Below are 23,192 nucleotides of genomic sequence, written 5' to 3'. Positions count from 1 at the left end.
CACTGTGTTTTAGGCAATAAAAAAGCGCCACTGGGGCGCTTTTGTAATTATATTTTAATCCGCAAAGGTCAACAGACCCTAAGCGGCAATGCCACTGTGGCGTAGTAGTGCGTCTACACTTGGCTCACGACCACGGAAGTTTTTAAACAGTGCCATTGGCTCTTCACTGCCGCCTTTTTCAAGAATGTGCTGCATAAACGCTTGGCCTGTTTGTGGATTAAAAATCCCCTCTTCTTCAAATTTAGAATAGGCGTCTGCCGAAAGCACTTCAGCCCATTTGTACGAATAATAACCTGCACTATAACCGCCCGCAAAAATATGACTAAAGCCATGCTGAAAACGATTAAACGTTGGCGGCTTAATGACTGAGGTACGACTGCGCACATCATCAAGCACAGCTTGAATATTACATGGTTTGTCTGCCACGTAATCGTGGTGGATTTTAAAATCAAATAACGAGAACTCAAGTTGTCTTAACATTTGCATACCTGAGTTATAATTTTTAGCCGCAAGTAGTTTATCAAGCAACTCTTTTGGTAGTGGCTCACCGGTTTCGAAGTGACCTGAGATAAAGCTAAGCGCTTCTTCTTCGTAACACCAGTTTTCTAAAAACTGACTTGGCAATTCAACGGCATCCCATGCTACACCATTAATACCGGCAACGGGGGCTGCATCCACTTGGGTAAGCATATGATGAATGCCGTGACCAAACTCATGAAACAGTGTGGTTACTTCATTATGGGTAAACAAAGCAGGCTTATCGCCAATCGCTTTATTAAAATTACACACTAGGTAAGCAACTGGTGTTTGAAGTTCACCATTAGCGCGCACTTTACGACCCATACAGTCATCCATCCACGCACCACCACGCTTGTGATCGCGCGCATACAAATCTAAGTAAAAACGACCACGTAAAGTGTTATTGCTATCGTAAATTTCAAAAAAACGTACATCTTTATGGTAGCTATCAAAATCAGCAACTTCATTTACAGTAATACCAAATAGGCGATTAACCGTTTCAAATAAGCCACTTAGTACTTTATTTGCTGGGAAGTATGGGCGAAGAACTTCATCTGAAATCGCGTACTTTTCTTGCTTTAGTTTTTCACTGTAATAACCAAAATCCCACGCCTGTAGTTCACTAATACCGTGCTGTTGCTCTGCATATTGTTGCAACTCTTTAAGCTCTTGCTCTGCTTGTGGCTTAGATTTAGCGGCTAAATCTTCTAAAAATGAAAATACCTGCGCAGGTGATTCTGCCATTTTTGTAGCTAACGATTTTTCGGCGTAATTATTAAAGCCTAGTAATTGTGCTAACTCATGACGCAGTGCCAGTTCTTCACTCATTATCGCTGAGTTATCGAACTCACCCGCATTTGGCCCTTGATCGGATGCACGAGTAGAAAACGCGGTGTATGTTTCTTTGCGAAGTTCACGGTCGTCTGCGTAAGTCATTATAGGTAAGTAAGAAGGGAAATCGAGAGTGAATACCCAGCCTTCTAAGTCTTTACTTTTTGCCGTATCGGCCGCTAATGCCAGTGCTGATTCTGGTAAACCCGCTAATTGGCTTTCATCGGTAATATGCTTATGCCATGCAAGCGTGGCATCCATCACATTATTACCAAATTTTGAAGCAAGCTCTGATAAACGCGCACTAATTTCACCGTAGCGTTTTTGCTGCTCAGGATTTAATGCAATGCCTGAAAGCTTAAAGTCGCGCAATGCATTGGTTATGGTTTTTTGCTGGGCGGTAGTGAGTGCTTTAAATTCATCACTGTTATAAAGCGCGCTGTAAGCCTCATATAAACCTTGGTGTTGACCAACAAAAGTAGAATATTCAGAAATAAGCGGCAAACATTGCTCGTAAGCTTCGCGCAGTTCATCGTTGTTCATTACTGAATTTAAATGTGATACCGGTGAAAATAATCGCGATAGTTTATCGTCGGCTTCTTCAAGCGGTAGTACTAAATCATTCCAGGTGAAAGATTGCTTTGCTAGTACGCTTTCAATCTCACTGCGACAGTGCTCAATACCTTTTTTTAATGCCGGTACTACATGTTCAGGCTTTATTTTTGAAAAAGGAGGAAGTCCTTCAAGCCCAATAAGGGGATTTGTTTGTGCATTGCTCATAGTCATTCTCAGTTTATGCAAATATAAAAATGAAGTTGGGGCAAAATACGTAAATACAAGGGCAAACCTGCTTTACTAATTAACGAGTGTGTATCTGTAAATGTTCACCTAGCCGCTTGATCTGAAATAGCATATCTTTCGTTTGATAAAGGATGTTTGATAGATTTTAGCAGCCCCGAACAAGTGACTTGTTCATCGCATATGATATTATCGGTAAAACATTGTTAAACACATTTAGAGGATTAAACATGGCTCAGCATTTTGATTACATTGCAATTGGTGGCGGTAGTGGTGGTATTGCATCAGCTAACCGTGCAGCAATGCGTGGCGCAAAAGTAGCATTAATTGAAGCTAAACACATGGGTGGCACCTGTGTAAACGTAGGGTGTGTTCCTAAAAAAGTAATGTGGCATGGTGCTCAAGTTGCTGAAGCAATTAATCTTTATGCTCCTGATTACGGTTTTGATGTTGAAGTTAAAGGCTTTGACTGGTCAAAGTTAGTAGAGAGCCGTGAAGCCTATATTGGCCGCATTCACAAAGGCTATGATAATGGTTTAGCTAAAAATGGCGTAACTGTGATCAAAGGCTTTGCAAAATTTGTGGATAGTAAAACCGTTGAAGTAAATGGTGAGCATTACACTGCTGATCACATTTTAGTTGCCGTAGGCGGACGCCCTACTATTCCTAACATTCCAGGTGCTGAACACGGTATTGATTCAAACGGCTTTTTTGAGCTGAACGAACAACCTAAACGTGTTGCTGTTGTTGGTGCCGGTTATATTGCCGTAGAAATTGCCGGTGTACTGCACAGCTTAGGTACACAAACTCACTTATTTGTTCGTAAGAGCAAGCCACTGCGTACCTTTGACCCATACATTATCGACACACTGGTTGATATTATGGCAAAAGAAGGCCCAACACTGCACACTGAGTGTTCACCAAAAGAAGTGGTAAAAGAGGCTGATGGCAGCTTAACGATTCATTTTGAGAATGGTTACAGCGAAAATGTTGATCAAGTTATTTGGGCTATAGGCCGCACGCCAACAACCGATAAAATTAACCTTGCTGCAGCAGGCGTAGAAGTAAACGAAAGCGGTTATGTAAAAGTAGATGAATACCAAAACACCACAGCTGAAAATGTATACGCTGTGGGTGATATTATCGAAAATGGTATTGAGCTTACACCGGTTGCTGTTAAAGCGGGTCGTACTCTATCGGAGCGTTTATTTAATAAAGAATTGCCGAACGATTTAAAAATGGATTACAGCCTAGTACCAACCGTAGTATTTAGCCACCCACCTATCGGCACCATTGGTCTAACTGAGCAAGAAGCGATTTCTCAGTACGGCGGCGAAAATGTAAAAGTATATAAATCAAGCTTTGCGGCTATGTACACCGCCGTTACTCAGCACCGCCAAGCCTGTAATATGATGTTAGTGTGTGCAGGCGATGATGAAAAAGTTGTGGGCTTACACGGTATTGGTTTTACCGTTGATGAAATGATTCAGGGTTTTGCAGTCGCTATGAAAATGGGCGCCACTAAAGCTGATTTTGATGCCGTGGTTGCACTACACCCTACGGGGTCGGAAGAGTTTGTTACTATGAGATAAGCTCGAGGTTCGAGGTTCGAGGTTCGAGGTTCGAGGTTCGAGGTTCGAGGTTCGAAAAATAAAAAAACCTTGTGGTTAACATCGCAAGGTTTTTTATTTAGAAGTTAGGTGTTTTGCTCGAGACCTGTTGCCCGTCGCTCTTTATCTTTCGCTTTGACCTTTAAAAAAGACGCGGAATAAATCCGCTGCTACATATGCCCGGCGTAAAGCCCTGCCGTTTAAGCCAAACACTGTGCTTGGCTTAATCTCTACCTAAAACCTTTGCCTTTAATCTCTTCCTCTGTGGACTCTGTGACCTCTGTGGACTCTGTGGCGGAGTTTTTCAAGTTAGGTGTTTTGCTCGAGACCCGTTGCCCGTCGCTCTTTACCTTTCGCTTTGACCTTTAAAAAAGACGCGGAATAAATCCGCTGCTACATGTGTGCGGCATAAAGCCTCTGGGTTCGAGGTTCGAGAAATGACCAAATTTACGCGAGGTAAACTCGCTGCTACGAAATCTCGACTCGTAGCCCGTCGCCCGCTAACCTTCGTACTTTAAGCTAAATGCTCTCGGGCTAAATACTCTAACGATTGCATTTCTTGCAGGCGACTAATACAGCGTTTAAATTCAAAGTTTAAATTGCCTTGTGTATAGAGCTCGGTAATGGGTTTTTCTGCAGAGATAATTAACGTTACATTACGCTCATAAAATTCATCTACCAACGCAATAAAGCGCCTTGCTGCGTCATCATTATTTTGCCCTAACTGTTTTACATTAGATAAAATCACCGTGTTATATAATCGGCTTATTTCCATGTAATCCACTTGGCTACGGGCAGTTTCACACAATTCGCTAAATTCAAACATAACGATGCAGTCAGACACCTTGCGGGTTTTGATCATCCGCCCTTCTATTTCAATTGGGGTATCTAGTTTACCGACTTCTGGCGAGAGCTTGTCAAAATATTCGAATAGGTTTTTATCGGCTTGTTCATCAAGCGGGCTGTGAAAAATTTCTGCTTGTTCCAGTGTACGTAATCGGTAATCAACGCCTGAATCTACATTAACTATTTCAGTATGCTTATTCACTAAGGCAATAGCCGGTAAAAAACGAGCGCGTTGTAAGCCATTGCGATATAAATCATCAGGTACAATATTAGAGGTTGCAACTAACACAATACCGCGAGCAAATAGCGCTTCCATTAAACCACCGAGCAACATGGCATCGGTAATGTCTTGAACAAAAAATTCATCAAAGCAAATTATGTCTGTTTCTGCTTTGAAAATATCGGCAACTGTTTCTAAAGGGTTGGCAGTGTTATTTAACTTTTTAAGTTCATCGTGTACTCGGTGCATAAAACGGTGAAAATGCACCCGCATTTTTCTATCACCCGGTAACGCTTCGTAAAAAGTATCAACAAGGTAAGTTTTACCACGGCCTACGCCACCCCAAAAGTATAAACCTTTAATAGGAGCTGGCTCTGCTTTATTAAAAAGCTTTGCAAAAAAACCTTTAGATTGTGGTTTTGCTTGTGTTAAATCGTCGTATAAGCGCTGTAAATGACGAACTGCATTTTCTTGTGCTGCGTCATGTACAAAGTCATCGCGTTGAAGGTCTTGCTGGTATGTTTGCCAAGGAGTCATATCTATTTACAGTTAAAACACAGTTTAATTTGTAAAGCATATTAACACGCATCAATACTCAGGGTATATTAGACTTAGTATGAATTATTATTGAACTAAATTTTTTTAGTTATTTTCGCATAGAGGTGAATTTATGGGTACATTTACATGGGTAGGTTTAGTGATAGTGGTTGCTATTGCTGCATTTTTCGTTGGTGCCTTTGTCACTAAAAAACAATTTAAACAAGATGAGTTAGAGCAACAAGTAGAGCAAGCTAAGCATTCGCTTGAGCAGTATCGTCAAGATGTTGCCGACCATTTAGCGAACACTGGTAAGTTAGTAAACAAAATGAAAGAAAACTACGACCAGTTATTAAGTCATGTTGAAGAAACTAATCAACTGTTACTTGAGGACAGAAATAAAGCCCCTGCTGAACCGTTTTTCTCAAAAGAAACCACAGAACAGTTACAAGCGTCATTAAAAGAACGTAGTTCTGACCGCTCAAACGCCGATGCCCAACCAGCGGATTATGTGTCGGGTAAGTCAGGTTTATTTGCAGGTGATATGAATACTTCTAAAGCATCTTGATGAACTTTTTTTTGACCCCATAGTCTTTAAGTAATATACCTAACCATGTGTGAGCTAGGTATACAGCTTTGATACTTTTTTGAGGCTGCTTATTGCAGCCTTTTGCTTTTTAAGTGGAGTAAACCCTGACTATGAAAATGAAATTATCACTTATCAGTGCTGCTATTTTATCTACTAGCTTATTACTAAGTCCAACCGCCTCGTTTGCTAAGTTGCCGGTTGCCGTTAATGGTCAACAATTACCAACACTTGCCCCTATGCTTGAGCAAATTACCCCAGGTGTAGTGAGTATTCAGGTTTCAGGCTCTAAAGAGGTTCGCCGACGCGGTGACCCACTCGATTTCTTTTTTGGCAACCCGCAGCCACGTAGCCAAAAGCGCCAGTTTAGTGGTTTAGGCTCTGGAGTTATTATTGATGCTGACAAAGGTTATGTGGTTACTAACAATCATGTCGTGCAAGACGCTGAAAAAATGGTGGTCACTCTTGAGGATGGCCGCGAATATGAAGCAACAAAAATTGGTAGCGATAAAGAGTCTGATATTGCGCTATTACAAATAGACGCAGATGAATTAACCGCAGTAAAGCTAGCTAACTCAGATGACTTACGTGTCGGTGATTTTGCCGTCGCAATTGGTAACCCTTTTGGTTTAAGCCACACGGTTACCTCAGGTATTGTTAGCGCATTAGGCCGCAGTGGCTTAAATATTGAGGGTTACGAAGATTTCATTCAAACCGATGCCGCGATAAACCAAGGTAACTCAGGTGGGGCTTTAGTTAATTTAAACGGTGAGCTGATTGGTATTAATACCGCTATTTTAGGTGCATCAGGCGGAAATGTGGGGATTGGCTTTGCTATTCCGTCAAATATGATGAAAAACCTAGTTGATCAAATTGTAGAGCATGGTGAAGTACGCCGTGGTTCGTTAGGTATTTCAGGCCGCCCTCTTGATGCAGGTCTTGCTAAAGCACAGCAGCTTGATGTTAAACAGGGGGCTTATGTTATGCAGGTAATGGATGACACCGCAGCCAGCAAAGCCGGTATTAAAGCCGGCGATGTGATTATTAGTATTAATGGTAGCGAAATTAGTGGCTTCCATGAACTACGCAGTAAAATTGCCACCTTAGGTGAAGGCCGCGAAGTACAATTGGGGATTTACCGTGACGGTAAAGTTAAAAATGTTGAAGTAACCCTAGATGGTGCATCAGGCATTACCGCTGCGGGCGAAGAGTTACACCCAGCATTCCAAGGTGCAACACTGGAAAACGTGAAGAAGAACAAAATGAAAGGGATTGAGGTGACCTCTGTCGACCCTCGTTCGCCATCAGCACGAGTAGGCCTTGAAGAAGGCGATGTTATTGTGCAAGTAAACCGTCAACGAGTAGAAAGCATTCGCGACATGAACAAAATTATCGAAGATATTCAAGGTAATATTGTGTTAGGTGTGAAACGCGGACGTGAGTCTATTTTTGTATTAATTCAGTAATAATACAATAAAAGTAACAGCGGCACTTGCCGCTGTTATTTTTTTTGTGCCATCATAAAGGGATTGCTCACTAACAATAAGAATACCGTGCTAAAACTTCTAAAATTTGTACTTCCTCCTCTATTTGCCGGTTTAGGCATTGCTTTTTTAGTGGTTTTTTTTAGCCCTAACATGCGCACTGCATTGCTACCTAATGTGCCGCTACCTAGTGCAATGACTGCAAGTCATTTGAGCTTTTCTGATGCAGTTAAGCGCGCAGCGCCATCGGTTGTCACCATTTTTTCAGAAAGCATTTCTAAAGAGCCACGCTATAAACGCCAAAATACGGTGCAAGAGCTTGGTTCTGGGGTGATCATGTCACCTGACGGTTATATTTTGACTAATTACCATGTGATCAATAATGCCGATCAAATACTGGTTATTCTTACTGACGGCCGACGTTTTTTTGATGTGCAACTCATTGGATTTGATACTATTACCGACTTAGCATTATTAAAAATAAATGCCAATCACCTGCCAGTTATCCCTGTTAATGATAACTACAGTTCGAGTGTAGGCGATTTGGTGTTAGCCATCGGAAACCCACTTAACTTAGGGCAAACCATTACTCAGGGGATCATTAGCGCCACCGGTAAACAAAAAATTACCGACAGTCCTTACAATAACTTACTGCAAATGGACGCTGCTATTAACGTAGGTAACTCTGGTGGTGCACTGGTAAATTCTAATGGCGATTTAGTAGGGATCACCTCTGCCCAGTTTAAAACCCGTGAAAACTTAAATATACAAGGGATCTTTTTTGCGGTGCCTTACACCTTGGCAAAAGAGGTAATGGGTAAGCTTATACGCCATGGTCGTGTTGTACGCGGCTATTTGGGCTTTGAAGGCACAGCTGTAGACAGTACAGGCAAAGAGGTCAATGATAGCTTAACGCCTGTTGCAGGCATGCGTATTACCAACCTAGACCCTTTAGGTCCTGCATGGCAGGCGGGTATAGAAGAGCAAGATATTGTGATTAAAATTGCTGGGCTTTCAGTGGCTAATCCACAAAATGTATTGAAAAAAATAGGCAGTACCGAACCGGGGAAAGAAATTGAATTTGAGCTTTACCGTAACGGTGAAATACAAAAAATAATGGTGAAAGTAGCAGAGCTTGAAACCAAGCTATAAAGCGCTTATTTATACTTTGGCATTAGACATAAAAAAACGCGATAGATCATCGCGTTTTTTATGGATTAGAATAATAATTGTATTAGTATAACTAATTGCTTTTGCGTTTGATGTTAGCACCTAGCGCACTAAGCTTATCTTCAATACGCTGATAGCCTCTATCTACATGATAAATACGATCAACAATCGTTTCGCCTTGAGCCACAATCCCCGTTAGAATAAGACTCGCTGATGCACGAAGGTCAGTTGCCATTACTTGCGCACCCGATAAGCTTTTTGTTTCACCACAAAAGGCCGTATTGCCTTCTAAGCGAATATTAGCGCCCATACGTTGTAGCTCAGGCACATGCATAAAACGATTTTCAAAAATAGTTTCGGTAATAGTCGCACTACCATTAGCGACCACATTTAATGCGGTAAACTGCGCTTGCATATCGGTTGGAAAACCAGGATGAGGCATAGTTTTAATATTCACCGCTTTAAGCTCTCGGCCTCGCATGTCTAGATAAATACTGTCATCGTGCACTTCTAATAACGCATTGGTTGCACGTAGTTTTTCTATTACAGGCTCAAGTGAATGAAAGTCGGTCATTTTACATAGTACTTCTCCGCCAGCCATCGCTGCAGCCACTAAAAAGGTACCTGTTTCAATACGATCCGGTAATATGCGGTGTTCACAACCTGATAAACGCTCAACCCCTTCAATCTCAATACGGCTTGAGCCCGCACCACTGATTTTAGCCCCCATAGCAATTAAGCAATTGGCTAAATCGATAATTTCTGGCTCGCGGGCAGCATTTTCCAGTACTGTTTTACCCTCGGCGAGCGTTGCCGCCATCAGTAAGTTTTCAGTAGCACCTACGCTGATCATTTCCATGAAAACTTCAGCGCCTTTTAAGCGACCATCTACTTTGGCATTAATATAACCGTTTTCAACGGTTATTTGAGCGCCCATACGCTCTAAGCCTTGAATATGAATATCAACCGGGCGCGCACCAATAGCACAGCCACCAGGTAAGGATACTTGCGCCTCACCAAATCGAGCGACTAAAGGGCCAAGTGCAAGCACTGACGCACGCATTTGCTTTACTAAGTCATAAGGCGCTAACGTGCTATTTACCGTTGCACCATCAATAATGAGTGAATCGCCCTGCCACTGAACATCAGCGCCTAACGTTTTCAGTAAGGCTTCGGTCGTGATGATATCGCGAAGATGTGGTACGTTAGTAAAAGTACTTTTACCATCAGCTAATAAAGCTGCGAATAGAATCGGAAGAGCTGCGTTTTTAGCGCCAGAAATAGTTACTTCACCAGCCAGTGAAGTGCCACCTTGAATTACAAATTGATCCATTTAAGGGGCCTTATTTATTGCGGTAAAATGAATTTTTGCTCACGTTTCCACTCTGTCGGAGTAAAAGCGCGGATAGAAACAGCATGAATGGTACCGTCTGAAATAGTGTTCATTAATGGCCCATATACTAGCTGTTGCTTTTTAACACGACTTAATCCGTCAAAGCATTCACCGACAGCGATTACTTCATAATGACTGCCATTGGCTTTTACATGTACTTCAGCTAACTGAAGTTCGTCGCGTAATAATGTTTCGACTTGACTCGTTTCCATAACTCTCACTCAAATAGGGTTGTAACCTGGCCTAACTGCATAAGGTTTTGCAGTTGTTCAGGTGGGTTTTGCAATTCAAGGCGAATGCCTTGCTGCTTAAATTCTGTAAAAGAGTGAATTAACCAAGCTAAGCCGGCTGTGTCAACCCTTGTCACCTCACTTAGGTCAAAATAAAGGGTTTTATGCTCAGTTTGTCGCTTGGTATTCAGAAGCCGTTCATTGCCAATTGAATTATGAGTCAATTCACCACTGACTCGTAGATGCTGTTCATCGACTTGGCTGATTGCCAATTTAGTCATTTGTGTCACTGCCTCTAAACTGAACCGGTAACTTACTTTTTTGCTCTAACAGGTCGCTAACGTGGTCAATACCTTGTTGGCGTAAAATGCCCTGAAACTCACTTTGTTTTGCATCAAGTAAGCTAATGCCTTCAGCAATCATATCGTAAGCGCGCCATTCGCCACTTCTATCTTCACGTACTTTAAAATCAATTTTAATATCAGGCTTACCGGCTTCTACAATTTTGGTTTTTATCACCACCACATCTTTGCCTTTAAAGGACTGCTCGGCAGCAAATTCAACTTGTTGATTAGTATACTGGGTAAAAACGCCAGCATAAGTGGCAACAAGGTACTCTCTAAACGCGCCAATAAAACGCTGAATATCTTCAATTGCTTTTGCTTTTTCTGCTTTGTCGGTAATGGCGCGTACCTTAGATACTTCGCTACCTAACACTCTCAGTGCAGCATATTTGTAGTCAATGTAAGGCATCAGTTCTTCTTCAACGATGACCCGTAAATGCTCTTTATTAGCGGTTATTAACGGCTGGTCTTTGGTAATACGTTCAAAGGTATTATCAGCAACCTGACGTACCATTTTATTAGGATCAGCCAATTTCACCTCACCGGCATGTACACTTTGTACTAGCGTGACAGTTACTAATGCGATACTTGCTAAAAATATTTTCAACATAATAATTACTCACTACCTTGGTTGAATAAAAACTGGCCTATTAATTCTTCTAGTACCAATGCTGACTTGGTATCTGTAATAGAATCGCCGTTAGCTAGTGCTTTACTTTGAACACCAAATAAATCGTCAATGGCTTGATCTTGTTCGCTGTTCGCTACATCTTCGCCTAAGCATCGCTGTTTAGCTGAATCTGATGCGATAACGGGGTTAATCCCTAAATATTGTTCACCTAAAATACCCGAGGTTAAGATAGAGATGGAACTAGTGTCTGAAAAACGACACAAATACTGCGCATCAATGCTCATATTTACTACTGGTAAAAACTCTTGAGGATGCACATAAATTGACTCTACACGACCAATAACAACGCCGCCCACCTTAATGGGTGCACGTGTTTTTAATGATCCTATATTTTCAAACTTGGCGTTCAATGTGTAGGTTTCACCTGAGCCGCTAATACCCGAATTAGCCACTTTGAGCGCCAACATTGAAAATGCTAAAATGCCCAATGCTACAAAAAAACCAACTAAAATTTCTAATTTCCGTGAATTCATTATTTAATACCCTATTAGCTGGTAAACATTACCGCTGTCAAAATAAAGTCAAAACCTAATACCGCTAGTGATGAGTGCACCACTGTCTCTGTTGTTGCCTTGCTGATCCCCTCTGATGTGGGAATACAGTCATACCCTTTGTAAAGCGCAATCCAGGTAACAACAATCGCAAATACGATACTTTTAATTAAACCGTTTAGTATGTCTTTTTCAAACGACACCTGAGATTGCATAATTGACCAGAAACTTCCCGTATCAACGCCTAGCCAATCAACCCCCACTAAATGAGCACCAATAATAGCTACAGCAGAAAAAATAAGTGCCAACATTGGCATACTGATCAAACCAGCCCAAAACCGCGGCGCTATAATTCGTCTAAGCGGGTCAATGGCCATCATCTCAAGCGACGATAACTGTTCGGTGGCTTTCATTAAGCCAATTTCAGCGGTTAACGCACTGCCTGCCCTACCGGCAAATAATAACGCGGTTACTACAGGCCCAAGCTCACGTAATAAACTAAGTGCCACTAGAGGCCCTAGGCTGTCTTCAGCGCCATAATCAACTAAAACAGTATAGCCTTGCAGAGCCAATACCATGCCGATAAACAATCCTGATACAACAATGATCAATAATGACTGTGAGCCAACCATATATAATTGGCGCACGAGTAAGGGCGTGCCTTTTTTAAAATTGGGTACATGCCATAACGCACTTGCCAGCATTTGGGTTGAACGCCCCAGTGCAGCAAAACGGCCCAGCGTTTTATGGCCTATTTTTTGTAGTAAATCCAACATTACTGCTGCTCTCCTAACAGTTCATCTGCATAGGTTTGTGCTGGATAATGAAATGGCACTGGACCATCTGATAACCCTTTTAAAAACTGTTGAACAAGTGGTGATTCGTGTTCTCGCATCTGCTCTGGTGTACCACTGCCTATAACGCCTTGATCAGCAATAATAATAACGTGGTCGGCAATACTCATTACTTCTGTCACATCGTGCGTGACAATTAAAGAAGATAAGCCAAGTACTTCGTTTAAAGATTTGATCAGCTTAACTAAAACCCCCATTGAAATAGGATCTTGTCCTGCAAAAGGCTCATCATACATAATAAGTTCAGGATCAAGCGCTATAGAGCGAGCCAAAGCTGCACGACGTGCCATACCGCCAGATAACTCTGAAGGCATTAAATCTTTAGCACCACGTAAGCCAACAGCTTGTAGTTTCATTAATACCACTAAACGGATTAAATCTTCACTGAGCTGCGTGTGCTCTCGAATGGGGAATGCAATGTTATCGAACACCGACATATCAGTAAATAAGGCACCGCTTTGAAATAACATACTCATGCGTTTACGTGCCGCGTAGAGTTCTTTGCGCGACATAGCGACAATGCTGTCGTTTTTAAATAAAATATCACCGGAGTCTGGTTTAAGCTGGCCACCTATTAGGCGTAGCATCGTGGTTTTGCCAATTCCGCTTGGCCCCATAATGGCAGTAATTTTACCCTCAGGTACGTCAAAGCTCATATTTTTATATATGACCCTATCGCCTCTAGAAAAGGTAACATCCTTGACTTCTACTATTGATTGCGACAAGTCGCTCTCCATAACAATACTCTCTCATATTTCTATTTTAAGGGTTTTTTAACCAATATGGAAAAAACAATTCGTAAGATTTTGTAATAGTGTCGCAAAAAGAGTTATAAGGTTGATTCAAGCAGCCTTAACTTTGGCTTAAAATTGCATATAAAAAGCGCCAAAGAATACTTAAAATAACCGCCTAATGTATTACACCTTATTCTTTTATTTATACTTTTATGGTGGCTTTTGTTACTATTCGCGCTATCTGAATTTACATTAATTGGCTTATCATAATGGTTACCTCGTTTGTCATTTTAATTCTTGGTTTTGCGGCTCTCGTATGGAGTGCAGACAGGTTTGTTTATGGTGCAGCAGCACTGGCTAAAAACTTTGGCGTGCCAACGCTAATTGTAGGTTTAACCGTGGTAGCTATGGGCTCTTCAGCGCCTGAAATGATGGTATCGGCTTCAGCAGCTTTGGCAAATAAAACCGATACTGCCGTGGGTAATGCAGTTGGTTCAAACATCACTAACATCTTATTAGTTTTAGGTATTACTGCCCTTTTAAGACCCTTATCAGTATCTTCAAGTACGTTAAAACGTGAAATTCCACTGGTACTGCTGGTCTCCATTGCAACTTGGTATATTTTTTCAGATAACTATTTTTCATTTTTTGAAGGTGCAGCCTTATTATTTGGCTTTGTTGTTTTTATTGGCGGACTTATTTTTGTCTCACTGCGAGCTAAAAACCAAGACGATCCGTTTGTGAGCGAAGCCTGTGACGAAGTACCTGACAACGTACCAACCAAAAAAGCTGTTTTTTGGCTGGTAGTGGGTATGATTTTACTGCCGGTTAGTTCACACTTTTTAGTTGGCTCAGCCGTTGATATCGCAAAATATTTTGGCTTAAGTGACTTAGTGATTGGTTTGACCATTATTGCTATAGGCACCAGCTTACCTGAACTTGCAGCTTCAATTGCAGGTGTACTTAAAAATGAAGATGACTTAGCGCTGGGTAACATAGTTGGTTCGAATATTTTTAATATTTTAGCGGTATTACCGCTGGCAGGATTAATTAATCCATCGGTTATCGATGCTTCGGTAGCTAACCGTGATGTTATTATTATGATTGGCGCAACCTTGGCGCTAATTGCTATGTCATTGAACTTTAGAGGTCAAAGACGTATCAATAGAATAGAAGGTGGCTTGCTCATCGTCGCATTTATGATTTACCAAGGTTATATTTTTAGTCAAGTAGGATAGCCCATGGCAACGCTAAACTTTATTCAACAAGGGTTACGTGTTCTAGAGATTGAACGCCAAGCACTCAGCGATATTACACAATACGTTAATGAAAGCTTTAACCAAGCCTGTCAATTAATGTATGACTGCCCAGGTCGTATTATTGTTATTGGCATGGGTAAATCAGGTCATATTGGTAACAAAATAGCCGCCACTCTTGCCAGTACCGGCAGCCCCGCATTTTTTGTCCACCCGGGTGAAGCAAGCCATGGTGATTTAGGAATGATCACAGCAAATGATGTGGTTATCCTCATTTCAAACTCTGGTGAAACCAGCGAAGTACTTAATATTATTCCGGTATTAAAGCGCATTGGTGCCAAAATGATTGCCATGACAGGCAACCAAGGCTCAACCATGGCAACATTGGCAAATGTGCATGTGTGTATTAAAGTTGAACAAGAAGCCTGCTCATTGGGCTTAGCACCTACTGCAAGTACCACTGCCACACTCGCTATGGGTGATGCCATGGCGGTGGCATTATTAGAAGCACGTGGCTTTACTGCTGATGATTTTGCACTATCGCACCCTGGTGGTAGCTTAGGCAAGCGATTACTCTTAACTCTTAAAGATGTTATGCACAGTGGTGCTGATACGCCTATCATTAACGAGACGCAAACGATTAAAGATGCCTTAATTGAAATGTCGGCCAAAGGACTCGGCATGACCGCTATTGTTGATAGTGACCAGCAATTATCAGGCCTGTTTACCGATGGCGATTTACGCCGTATTTTAGAGCAACGTATTGACATTCATAGCACTGAAATTAATGTTGTGATGACCAAGTCGTGTACTACAGCCACCCAAGAGATGCTCGCGGCTGAAGCGTTAAATATTATGGAACAAAAACGTATTAATGGCTTAATTGTAATTAATGAGCATAATCAACCGATTGGCGCACTAAATATGCAAGACTTACTTAAAGCGGGAGTGCTATAAATGCAATTTGAAGATCTCTATCAACCGCTAAGTGATGATGCAAAGGCGCGCGCAAAAAAAGTAAAGCTATTAATTTGTGATATTGATGGTGTATTTTCTGATGGGCGTATTTACCTTGGAAACCAAGGTGAAGAACTCAAAGCATTTAACACCAAAGACGGATTTGGTATCAAAGCCCTGATTAACAGCGGTTTTGAAGTCGCTGTGATCACCGGGCGCCATTCTCATATAGTGCAGCAACGTATGAGCAGTTTAACCGTACAACATATATATCAAGGCCAAGAAGACAAACTTATAGCCTATCAAGAATTAAAACAAAAATTAGCGCTTAGCGATGATCAAATTGCTTATATAGGTGATGATGGCCCAGACATGCCAGTAATGGAGCAAGTCGGTTTTGCGGTTGCCGTAAACGATGCTCATCCACTTATTAAACGTTTATCACATTATGTAACCCAACTACCCGGCGGTTTTGGTGCGGTAAGAGAGCTGACAGACTTACTTATGCTCGAAAATAGCAAGCCACTGACTAGCCAAGGAACGAGTTCATGAATGTAGCGCGCATTATACTGAGCGTTTTATTCATAAGCTGTATGGTTTGGCTCTGGTATCCTTATTTTACTAAGGTTGATATTACTGCAAGCGAAGAAACACAAGTTATTGCTAAGCCTGATTATACCGCTATTGAGCTAAAACAAACGGCTTATGATGAACAAGGTAAAGTGAGCCATAAGGTAACTGCGGTAAAAATGGAGTTGTATCAACAACTCGGTTTTACCTTTTTTGAAAAGCCTATATTCACTCTATACAACGAGCAGCAAACATGGCGTATTAACGCCGATGAAGCCACCCTCTACGACGACCGTCAACTGGTGTTAGAGGGTAATGTAACCGCTCAAAACTTAGTAGATAACGCCATGATCGATACGATCACCGCCCAGACCATCAATGTTGATATAAAACTATTAACCATGCAATCACAGCAGCCTGTCGTTATTACAGGACCTAATTTAAAAATCACAGGTAAAGGCCTTGAGGCAGATTTAAAAACCGAGGTGATTAAACTTATTAACCATACGCGAACCCTATATTATGACCAATAATCTATTTAAAATTTTAATTGTTCCCTCACTATTAATTGCTTTTAACAGTAATGGCGCTGAACCTGCTGAAGCCCCCGCTGCGAATCAAATTTCAATTAGTGCAGATAAACAAGAAGGCCAATTAAAAGAAAACGTAGGCATTTTTGAGAAAAATGTTGAAATTATTCATGGTAATCGCCGTATCACAGCTGACCGTTTAGAAGTGCATAAACGCGATAACCTAGGCGATAACAAACAGTTATTAATTGCCACAGGCAGCCCTGCATATTTTGAAGAAACACAAGCTGATGGCACCATAATGAGCGCCAGTGCTAATGAAGTGCGTTACGATGTGTCGCTGCGTTTTTTAACCTTAATCGGCGATGCAAGCATTGCTCAAGCAGGTCAAAAAATAACAGCTAAAAGTATCACTTACGATATCGAGCAGCAGTTAATTAGCGCAGAAAAAGACGAAAACTCAACAGACCGTGTACACACTATTTTAGTGCCTGTTGAAAATAAAAAAGAAGATGATAAAGGCCAACCATGAGCACATTAAAAGCAGAGCTATTAGCTAAAAGCTACAAAGGTCGTGAAGTGGTGAAAAACGTTGGCCTAGAGGTTGAAGCTGGCAGTATTGTGGGGTTACTTGGCCCTAATGGTGCAGGTAAAACCACCACCTTTTATATGATTGTAGGCCTTGTACCTAGCGATAAAGGCAAAATATCAATTGATGATAAAGATATTACTTTATTACCGATGCACAGCCGAGCGCGTTTAGGGATTGGTTATTTACCGCAAGAGTCGTCTATTTTTAGAAAGCTGACTGTTTATCAAAACTTAATGGCTATCTTAGAAACACGTAAAGAATTAAATAAACAACAACGCGAAGATACTTTAAATAATTTACTTGATGAATTTAGCATTCAGCATATCCGCGATAGTCAAGGTATGGCTTTATCAGGTGGTGAACGTCGCCGCGTTGAAATTGCTCGCGCGCTTGCAGCAAACCCTAAATTTATCCTTTTAGACGAACCCTTTGCGGGGGTTGATCCTATCTCAGTATTAGATATTAAAAAGATTATAGAGCATCTTAAAAACCGTGGCATTGGCGTCCTTATTACAGATCATAACGTGCGCGAAACACTTGATGTTTGTGAAAAAGCCTACATAGTTTCTCATGGGGAGTTAATTGCATCAGGCACTCCTGAATACGTATTAAACGATAAAACAGTACGCGATGTTTATTTGGGCGAGCAGTTCAAGCTCTAATATGTGTGTTATTCCACTAAGCATCTGCTAAGATTAATCATACTTAGGTCTGTTGACCTATCAAGGTTGAATTTGCAGCAGTCTGTTTGGTATTTAGGCAAGGCAGAGCCTATGTGGTGTGGTATTCCCCCATAAATAGGCGATAACGCAGCATCAATGCCAAACAGGCGCTGCCCTTCGGGTTCTGCCTAGGGACGATTTACTCTTTGTTGCTCGGTTTTGACTTAGCCCACTAGGTTACAAACCTCGCGCCGCAATTAAACCGCCCCTAGTTTGAACAAATTTTAATCGTAAAGGTCAACAGACCGTAATTTAAAAGGATTGTTAGAGATACATGAGGCAATCATTACAGCTGCGCATGGGCCAGCAACTTACAATGACTCCACAGTTGCAACAAGCAATTCGCTTATTGCAACTCAGTACATTGGATCTCCAGCAAGAAATTCAAGAAGCGCTCGATAGCAACCCCTTGCTTGAAGTTGAAGAACACGATTACAGCGAAGACACTGCAGGTAAAAACGAACAAAAAGCCGATAACGATGACTTAACGCTAAGTGCCTCAGCCGACGATAAACCTAGCGAGTATGAGCAAGATAGCGGTGAAGCAATGACCAAAGACACCATTAGCGATGATATGGCTATGGATGTCACTTGGGATGAATATATGAGTGCTGCGCCTGCCTCTTCATCGGGCCCAATGCCAGAAGATGAATCTATTTATCAAGGCTCTTCGACTGAAACGCTGCATGAGTATTTAATGTGGCAACTTCAACTGACGCCGTTTAGCCCTACCGATGAAGCGATAGCTATTGCAATTGTAGAAGCTGTGGACGACTCAGGGATTCTAACCCTTAGCTGTGAAGAAATATTAGAAAGCTTTAACCAAGAAAACGACGCCGAAGATGAAGTTGAACTTGACGAAATAGAAGCGGTACTAAAGCGTATTCAACTATTTGATCCAGTGGGAATAGCCGCGCGTAGTTTACAAGAGTGCTTGTGTATTCAGCTAAATCAATTTGATAAAGACACACCTTTTTTAAACGAAACAAAAATGATCTTAACCGATCATATTGATTTACTGGCTGCGCGTGATTATCGCACGTTGATGAAAAAAACAAAGCTTAAAGAAGATGAGCTTAAAGAAATCATGACGCTGATTCATACGCTCAGCCCAAAACCGGCAGACACTATTGTCAGAGAAGAGTCTGAGTACGTTATTCCTGACGTGTCGGTTAAAAAAGTAAAAGGCCGTTGGGTGGTTGAACTAAACCCAGATAGCATGCCTAAGATCAGAGTAAATAGCCAATATGCAGCTATGTCGCGTACGGTTAAATCAAGTGGTGATAGCCAGTTTATTCGCTCGCACTTACAAGAGGCTAAATGGTTTATAAAAAGCTTAGAAAGTAGAAACGACACGCTGCTTAAAGTAACTAACTGTATTGTGCAGCAACAACAGGCCTTTTTTGAACATGGTCCTGAGGCGATGAAGCCTATGGTACTTAACGATGTGGCTGAAATGGTGGAAATGCACGAGTCGACTATTTCACGTGTTACTACGCAAAAATACATGCACACACCACGTGGCATTTTTGAGCTTAAATATTTCTTTTCAAGCCATGTAAGTACTGAAAATGGTGGCGAATGCTCATCAACAGCAATACGAGCATTAATTAAAAAATTAATCGCTGCAGAAAACTCAGCTAAACCATTGAGTGATAGTAAAATTGCAGATATATTGGCAGAGCAAGGAATTAAAGTAGCGAGGAGAACTATAGCAAAATATCGCGAATCTCTAGCTATTCCCCCGTCTAATCAACGTAAAAGTTTGATTTAAGGCGTACAACAAAGAGGAAAATGTTTATGCAACTGAATTTAACTGGTCGTCATGTAGATATTACCGACTCGCTTAGAGACTACGTAAATAGCAAATTTTCGAAGTTACAGAGGCACACTGATCACATAACGAATGTGCACGTTATTCTCGATGTAGAAAAACTAAACCAAAAAGCTGAAGCAACCGTTCATGTTAGTGGCGCTGAGATTTTTGCTTCTACTGAGCATCAAGATATGTATGCCGCTATAGACTCGCTCATTGACAAGCTAGATCGTCAAGTAATTAAACACAAAGAGAAACTTGCTCGACACTAACACTATGAAACTAAGCTCACTTATCTGTCAGGACTGCAGTAAAGCTGCGGTCCTTTTTAATAGTAAAAAAAGAATTTTAGAATTTATCAGTGAATTGGCTCACAATAAGCTGCCCTATTTAACACAACAAGATATTCTTAATGCATTAACTGCAAGAGAAAAGCTTGGAAGTACAGGCATTGGTCGAGGCATTGCTATTCCACATGGTCGCATGAGTGGTGCTCAAGAACCCCTAGCTTTGATTTTAGTGAGCGAAACAGCTATTAATTTTGATGCGATTGATAACCGACCGGTTGACATTTTTGTCGCGTTAATTGTTCCCGATGGCGATAATCAGCAGCATTTGAAGACGCTAGCCACGATTGCTGATAAGCTCAATGATAAAGAATTTTGTAAACAGTTACGCGCCGCCAAATCGGATAGCGAACTGTATCAGGTTATCGTCAGTCAATCGTAGTAATAAAGAAAGGTGGTAAATGGAATTAATAATTATAAGCGGTCGCTCAGGGTCAGGTAAATCTGTGGCGTTACGCGTTGTGGAAGACTTAGGTTATTATTGTGTAGACAATATTCCTCTTAATTTATTACCATCATTAGTGCGCAGTGTTTCCGACAGTTATAATAAAATTGCTGTGAGTGTTGATGTACGTAACCTACCTAAAGAGCAACAGCAGTTTAATGAAATCATTGAATATTTACCTGGTTTTACTAAACCAACGGTATTTTATTTAGACAGTGACGATCAAACATTAATAAAACGCTTTTCGGAAACGCGTCGTCTTCACCCTTTATCTATTGATTCTTTGCCGCTTGATTTAGCCATAAAAAAAGAAAAACAACTGCTTGATGTATTGATTAATCGTGCTGATTATATGATTGATACCACAGATTTAAGTGTGCATCAGCTTGCTGAGTCTATTCGTGAAAAAATACTCGGAAAAAAAGATAAACAACTGATCATTACCTTTGAGTCATTTGGTTTTAAACACGGCCTCCCTAAAGAAGCAGATTACGTATTCGATGCCCGTTTTTTACCAAACCCGCATTGGGAGCCTGAACTAAAGCTACTTACAGGGCTGGATCAACCAGTAAAAGACTACCTAGCAAGTCACAGTATAGTGCAAAAATTTACATGGCAAATTCAAACATTTGTGCAAACATGGCTGCCGCATTTAGAACGAAATAATCGCAGCTACTTAACTATTGCAATTGGCTGCACCGGTGGGCAACACCGCTCTGTTTATTTAGCGCAAACCATTGGCGAAAGCTTTGCAATGAGTCATCCCAATGTAAAAATTCGCCACCGAGAACAAGAATAAAGCTTGCGAGAACATGTCATGCGCTTAGAAAATACATTTTTAATAAAAAACAAATTAGGATTACACGCTAGAGCGGCGACAGTATTAGCTCAGCTTTCTGTGCAATTTGATGCCACAATCACTTTATTTCAAGATGACAAACAAGCCGCTGGCGATAGCGTGCTGGCACTTATGTTACTCGAAAGCAGCCAAGGCAAAGAAGTTAAGGTGGTATGCGAAGGCCCCGACGCTGAGCCTGCACTTAGCGCAATAGGTGAACTCATTGACCAACGATTTAATGAGCAAGAATAAAAAAGTTCATTATTAACTCATCATCCTAAACTTAGATTAATAGTGGTTGAGGTAGTTTGCTGATATAAAGTAAGATAAAGCAATACCCCATCATCGTGTAATAAAATTTAATTAAGGACGCCAATGCCTGAAGCTTTAGAACAAGATATTCCACTACAACAACTAAAACAGGTGACTAAGTCACTAAATAGTGGTCAATTTGTTCAAGTTAGGCGCATGCTAGCAAAAACGGCACCTTGTGATACCGCACTTCTTTTAGAATCATCTCCCCATAAAATTCGTCGTATGCTCTGGCAACTGGTTGATCCTGATGTACAAGGTGATGTGCTTGAAGAGCTGTCTGAAGATGTACGTTTGGGCATTATTGCGCAAATGGCACCCGAGCACATTGCTGCTGCAACCGAAGACATGGGCCATGATGATTTAGGGGAAGTACTACGTAGCCTACCTGACACTGTTTATAAAGATGTTGTTAGCGCTATGGATATTCAAGATAGAGAACGTGCAACGCAGGCTTTATCGTATCAAGAGCGCTCTGCTGGCGCATTGATGAATATAGATACCGTTACTATTCGCCCCGATGTGACTCTAGATGTGGTACTACGTTATATTCGCTTACGCGGCGAATTACCTGAGGGTACAGATGACTTATATGTGGTTGATGAAAATAACTGCTTTTTAGGCGCCCTATCGCTGAGTACTTTATTAACTAATCCCCCTGAAAAAATTGTTCATGAGTTAATGGATGAAGACTGTGAGTCTATTCCTATTTCAATGGATGAGAGCGAAGTTGCACAATTGTTTGAGCGTCATAACTGGATATCGGCACCGGTTGTTGATGACAACGCACACTTGCTTGGGCGGATCACCATTGATGATATCGTTGATGTTATTCGTGAAGACGCTGAGCACAGTTTACTGGGTTTAGCGGGTTTAGATGATGAAGAAGATACCTTTGCACCTGTGTTAAAAAGCTCTAAAAAGCGCTCAATTTGGCTGGGTGTAAACTTACTAACTGCATTGCTGGCTGCAATTGTGGCGAGCTTTTTTGAAAACACCTTAGCTATATTACCAATTCTTGCTGTGCTCAATGGTATTGTTCCGTCAATGGGTGGGGTTGCAGGCAGCCAAACCTTAACTTTGGTTATTCGCGGTATCGCGGTGGGCCATATCAACCAAACTAACCAACGTTTTTTATTATTAAAAGAACTCGCTATCGGCGCGATTAACGGTATGGTTTGGTCTATCCTAATTGCCGGTGTCGTTGCGCTTTGGCAATGGGATTTCAAACTCGGTGGTGTTTTAGCGTTTGCTATGTTTATGAATTTAGTTGCAGCAGGTATTGCGGGTGCTAGTATCCCACTATTGCTTAAAAAAATGAAAATAGATCCAGCACTTGCAGGCAGTGTGGTACTAACCACAGTAACTGATATTGTTGGTATATTTGCCTTCTTAGGTACTGCGACTTGGTTATTGATTTAATCTTTTTATAAACAAAAACACCGCGTCAATACGCGGTGTTTTTGTTT

General features: G+C 41.3%; 25 protein-coding genes. 16 read left to right on the top strand and 9 right to left on the bottom strand.

What is annotated here, in order from left to right:
* Positions 1-78 precede the first annotated feature (78 nt).
* Positions 79-2,130 (bottom strand): oligopeptidase A, encoded by a 2,052-nt coding sequence (gene prlC, locus BG00_RS06175; protein WP_036983373.1) that lies wholly within the window; start codon positions 2,128-2,130, stop codon positions 79-81.
* 248 nt (positions 2,131-2,378) lie between these two features.
* On the opposite strand from prlC, the gene gorA reads away from it, so the two are divergent.
* On the top strand, positions 2,379-3,740 hold the full coding sequence (gene gorA, locus BG00_RS06170; RefSeq protein WP_036981238.1) for a glutathione-disulfide reductase: 1,362 nt from the start codon (positions 2,379-2,381) through the stop codon (positions 3,738-3,740).
* Positions 3,741-4,272: 532 nt separating this feature from the next.
* On the opposite strand, the gene zapE is transcribed toward gorA, so the two are convergent.
* The gene (gene zapE, locus BG00_RS06165) at positions 4,273-5,361 is read right to left on the bottom strand and encodes a cell division protein ZapE (protein WP_010390581.1); all 1,089 of its coding nucleotides are present in this window, start codon (positions 5,359-5,361) and stop codon (positions 4,273-4,275) included.
* A 133-nt stretch (positions 5,362-5,494) separates the two neighbouring features.
* Here zapE and BG00_RS06160 point away from each other — a divergent pair, with 133 nt between their 5' ends.
* From BG00_RS06160 to BG00_RS06150, 3 genes are all read left to right on the top strand, one after another.
* Positions 5,495-5,929, top strand: coding sequence for a Z-ring associated ZapG family protein (locus BG00_RS06160; RefSeq protein ID WP_036981235.1), 435 nt, complete (start codon positions 5,495-5,497; stop codon positions 5,927-5,929).
* Positions 5,930-6,060: 131 nt separating this feature from the next.
* Entirely contained in the window at positions 6,061-7,413 is a 1,353-nt protein-coding gene (locus tag BG00_RS06155; protein WP_008465125.1) for a Do family serine endopeptidase, read from the top strand.
* Between the two features lie 87 nt (positions 7,414-7,500).
* Positions 7,501-8,583, top strand: coding sequence for a trypsin-like peptidase domain-containing protein (locus tag BG00_RS06150; RefSeq protein WP_013463993.1), 1,083 nt, complete (start codon positions 7,501-7,503; stop codon positions 8,581-8,583).
* A 91-nt stretch (positions 8,584-8,674) separates the two neighbouring features.
* Here BG00_RS06150 and murA read toward each other — a convergent pair whose 3' ends face one another.
* The 7 genes from murA to BG00_RS06115 are packed head-to-tail and all read right to left on the bottom strand — an operon-like array spanning position 8,675 to position 13,341.
* Complete coding sequence (gene murA / locus BG00_RS06145) at positions 8,675-9,934, bottom strand: UDP-N-acetylglucosamine 1-carboxyvinyltransferase (RefSeq protein ID WP_036981232.1); 1,260 nt, start codon at positions 9,932-9,934, stop codon at positions 8,675-8,677.
* A 14-nt stretch (positions 9,935-9,948) separates the two neighbouring features.
* Positions 9,949-10,206, bottom strand: a complete 258-nt coding sequence (locus BG00_RS06140; protein WP_007378312.1) for a BolA family protein — start codon at positions 10,204-10,206, stop codon at positions 9,949-9,951.
* 5 nt (positions 10,207-10,211) lie between these two features.
* Positions 10,212-10,505, bottom strand: coding sequence for an STAS domain-containing protein (locus BG00_RS06135; RefSeq protein WP_008465119.1), 294 nt, complete (start codon positions 10,503-10,505; stop codon positions 10,212-10,214).
* Positions 10,498-11,178 (bottom strand): MlaC/ttg2D family ABC transporter substrate-binding protein, encoded by a 681-nt coding sequence (locus tag BG00_RS06130; RefSeq protein WP_036981229.1) that lies wholly within the window; start codon positions 11,176-11,178, stop codon positions 10,498-10,500. Before BG00_RS06130 ends, BG00_RS06135 begins: the two co-directional genes overlap by 8 nt.
* Positions 11,179-11,183: 5 nt before the next feature.
* Positions 11,184-11,732, bottom strand: coding sequence for an outer membrane lipid asymmetry maintenance protein MlaD (gene mlaD / locus BG00_RS06125; RefSeq protein WP_013463990.1), 549 nt, complete (start codon positions 11,730-11,732; stop codon positions 11,184-11,186).
* A 14-nt stretch (positions 11,733-11,746) separates the two neighbouring features.
* The gene (mlaE, locus tag BG00_RS06120; RefSeq protein ID WP_036981227.1) at positions 11,747-12,526 is read right to left on the bottom strand and encodes a lipid asymmetry maintenance ABC transporter permease subunit MlaE; all 780 of its coding nucleotides are present in this window, start codon (positions 12,524-12,526) and stop codon (positions 11,747-11,749) included.
* The gene (locus BG00_RS06115; protein ID WP_013463988.1) at positions 12,526-13,341 is read right to left on the bottom strand and encodes an ATP-binding cassette domain-containing protein; all 816 of its coding nucleotides are present in this window, start codon (positions 13,339-13,341) and stop codon (positions 12,526-12,528) included. Before BG00_RS06115 ends, mlaE begins: the two co-directional genes overlap by 1 nt.
* A gap of 266 nt (positions 13,342-13,607) precedes the next feature.
* Between BG00_RS06115 and BG00_RS06110 the strand changes: the two genes are divergently transcribed.
* From BG00_RS06110 to mgtE, 12 genes are all read left to right on the top strand, one after another.
* Positions 13,608-14,576, top strand: coding sequence for a calcium/sodium antiporter (locus BG00_RS06110; RefSeq protein ID WP_033104260.1), 969 nt, complete (start codon positions 13,608-13,610; stop codon positions 14,574-14,576).
* A gap of 3 nt (positions 14,577-14,579) precedes the next feature.
* Entirely contained in the window at positions 14,580-15,551 is a 972-nt protein-coding gene (locus tag BG00_RS06105) for a KpsF/GutQ family sugar-phosphate isomerase (protein WP_036981225.1), read from the top strand.
* Positions 15,552-16,103 carry a 3-deoxy-manno-octulosonate-8-phosphatase KdsC gene (gene kdsC / locus BG00_RS06100; RefSeq protein WP_036981223.1) on the top strand — a complete coding sequence of 184 codons (552 nt, stop codon included), beginning with the start codon at positions 15,552-15,554 and terminating at the stop codon, positions 16,101-16,103.
* Entirely contained in the window at positions 16,100-16,654 is a 555-nt protein-coding gene (gene lptC / locus BG00_RS06095) for an LPS export ABC transporter periplasmic protein LptC (protein ID WP_036981221.1), read from the top strand. The genes kdsC and lptC overlap by 4 nt, the downstream gene beginning before the upstream one ends.
* On the top strand, positions 16,644-17,183 hold the full coding sequence (gene lptA, locus BG00_RS06090; RefSeq protein WP_036981218.1) for a lipopolysaccharide transport periplasmic protein LptA: 540 nt from the start codon (positions 16,644-16,646) through the stop codon (positions 17,181-17,183). Before lptC ends, lptA begins: the two co-directional genes overlap by 11 nt.
* Positions 17,180-17,905: an LPS export ABC transporter ATP-binding protein gene (gene lptB / locus BG00_RS06085; RefSeq protein WP_013463982.1), complete on the top strand. Its 726-nt coding sequence runs from the start codon at positions 17,180-17,182 to the stop codon at positions 17,903-17,905. Before lptA ends, lptB begins: the two co-directional genes overlap by 4 nt.
* Positions 17,906-18,239: 334 nt before the next feature.
* Positions 18,240-19,739: an RNA polymerase factor sigma-54 gene (locus BG00_RS06080; RefSeq protein WP_036981216.1), complete on the top strand. Its 1,500-nt coding sequence runs from the start codon at positions 18,240-18,242 to the stop codon at positions 19,737-19,739.
* Positions 19,740-19,765: 26 nt separating this feature from the next.
* Entirely contained in the window at positions 19,766-20,053 is a 288-nt protein-coding gene (gene hpf / locus BG00_RS06075; protein WP_010390562.1) for a ribosome hibernation promoting factor, read from the top strand.
* 4 nt (positions 20,054-20,057) lie between these two features.
* A complete protein-coding gene (gene ptsN / locus BG00_RS06070; RefSeq protein ID WP_013463980.1) occupies positions 20,058-20,510 on the top strand; it encodes a PTS IIA-like nitrogen regulatory protein PtsN in 453 nt (150 codons plus the stop codon).
* A gap of 19 nt (positions 20,511-20,529) precedes the next feature.
* Entirely contained in the window at positions 20,530-21,372 is an 843-nt protein-coding gene (gene rapZ / locus BG00_RS06065) for an RNase adapter RapZ (RefSeq protein ID WP_036981214.1), read from the top strand.
* An 18-nt stretch (positions 21,373-21,390) separates the two neighbouring features.
* Complete coding sequence (locus BG00_RS06060) at positions 21,391-21,663, top strand: HPr family phosphocarrier protein (protein ID WP_013463979.1); 273 nt, start codon at positions 21,391-21,393, stop codon at positions 21,661-21,663.
* A gap of 123 nt (positions 21,664-21,786) precedes the next feature.
* Positions 21,787-23,145, top strand: coding sequence for a magnesium transporter (mgtE, locus tag BG00_RS06055; RefSeq protein ID WP_013463978.1), 1,359 nt, complete (start codon positions 21,787-21,789; stop codon positions 23,143-23,145).
* The last annotated feature ends 47 nt before the right edge of the window (positions 23,146-23,192 follow it).

Origin of the sequence: Pseudoalteromonas sp. SCSIO_11900, assembly GCF_000576475.1 — a bacterium.
GTDB classification, from domain to species: Bacteria; Pseudomonadota; Gammaproteobacteria; order Enterobacterales; family Alteromonadaceae; genus Pseudoalteromonas; species Pseudoalteromonas tetraodonis.
Note: the sequence above shows the minus strand (reverse complement) of the source record. Positions and strands in the feature narration are given on the sequence as shown.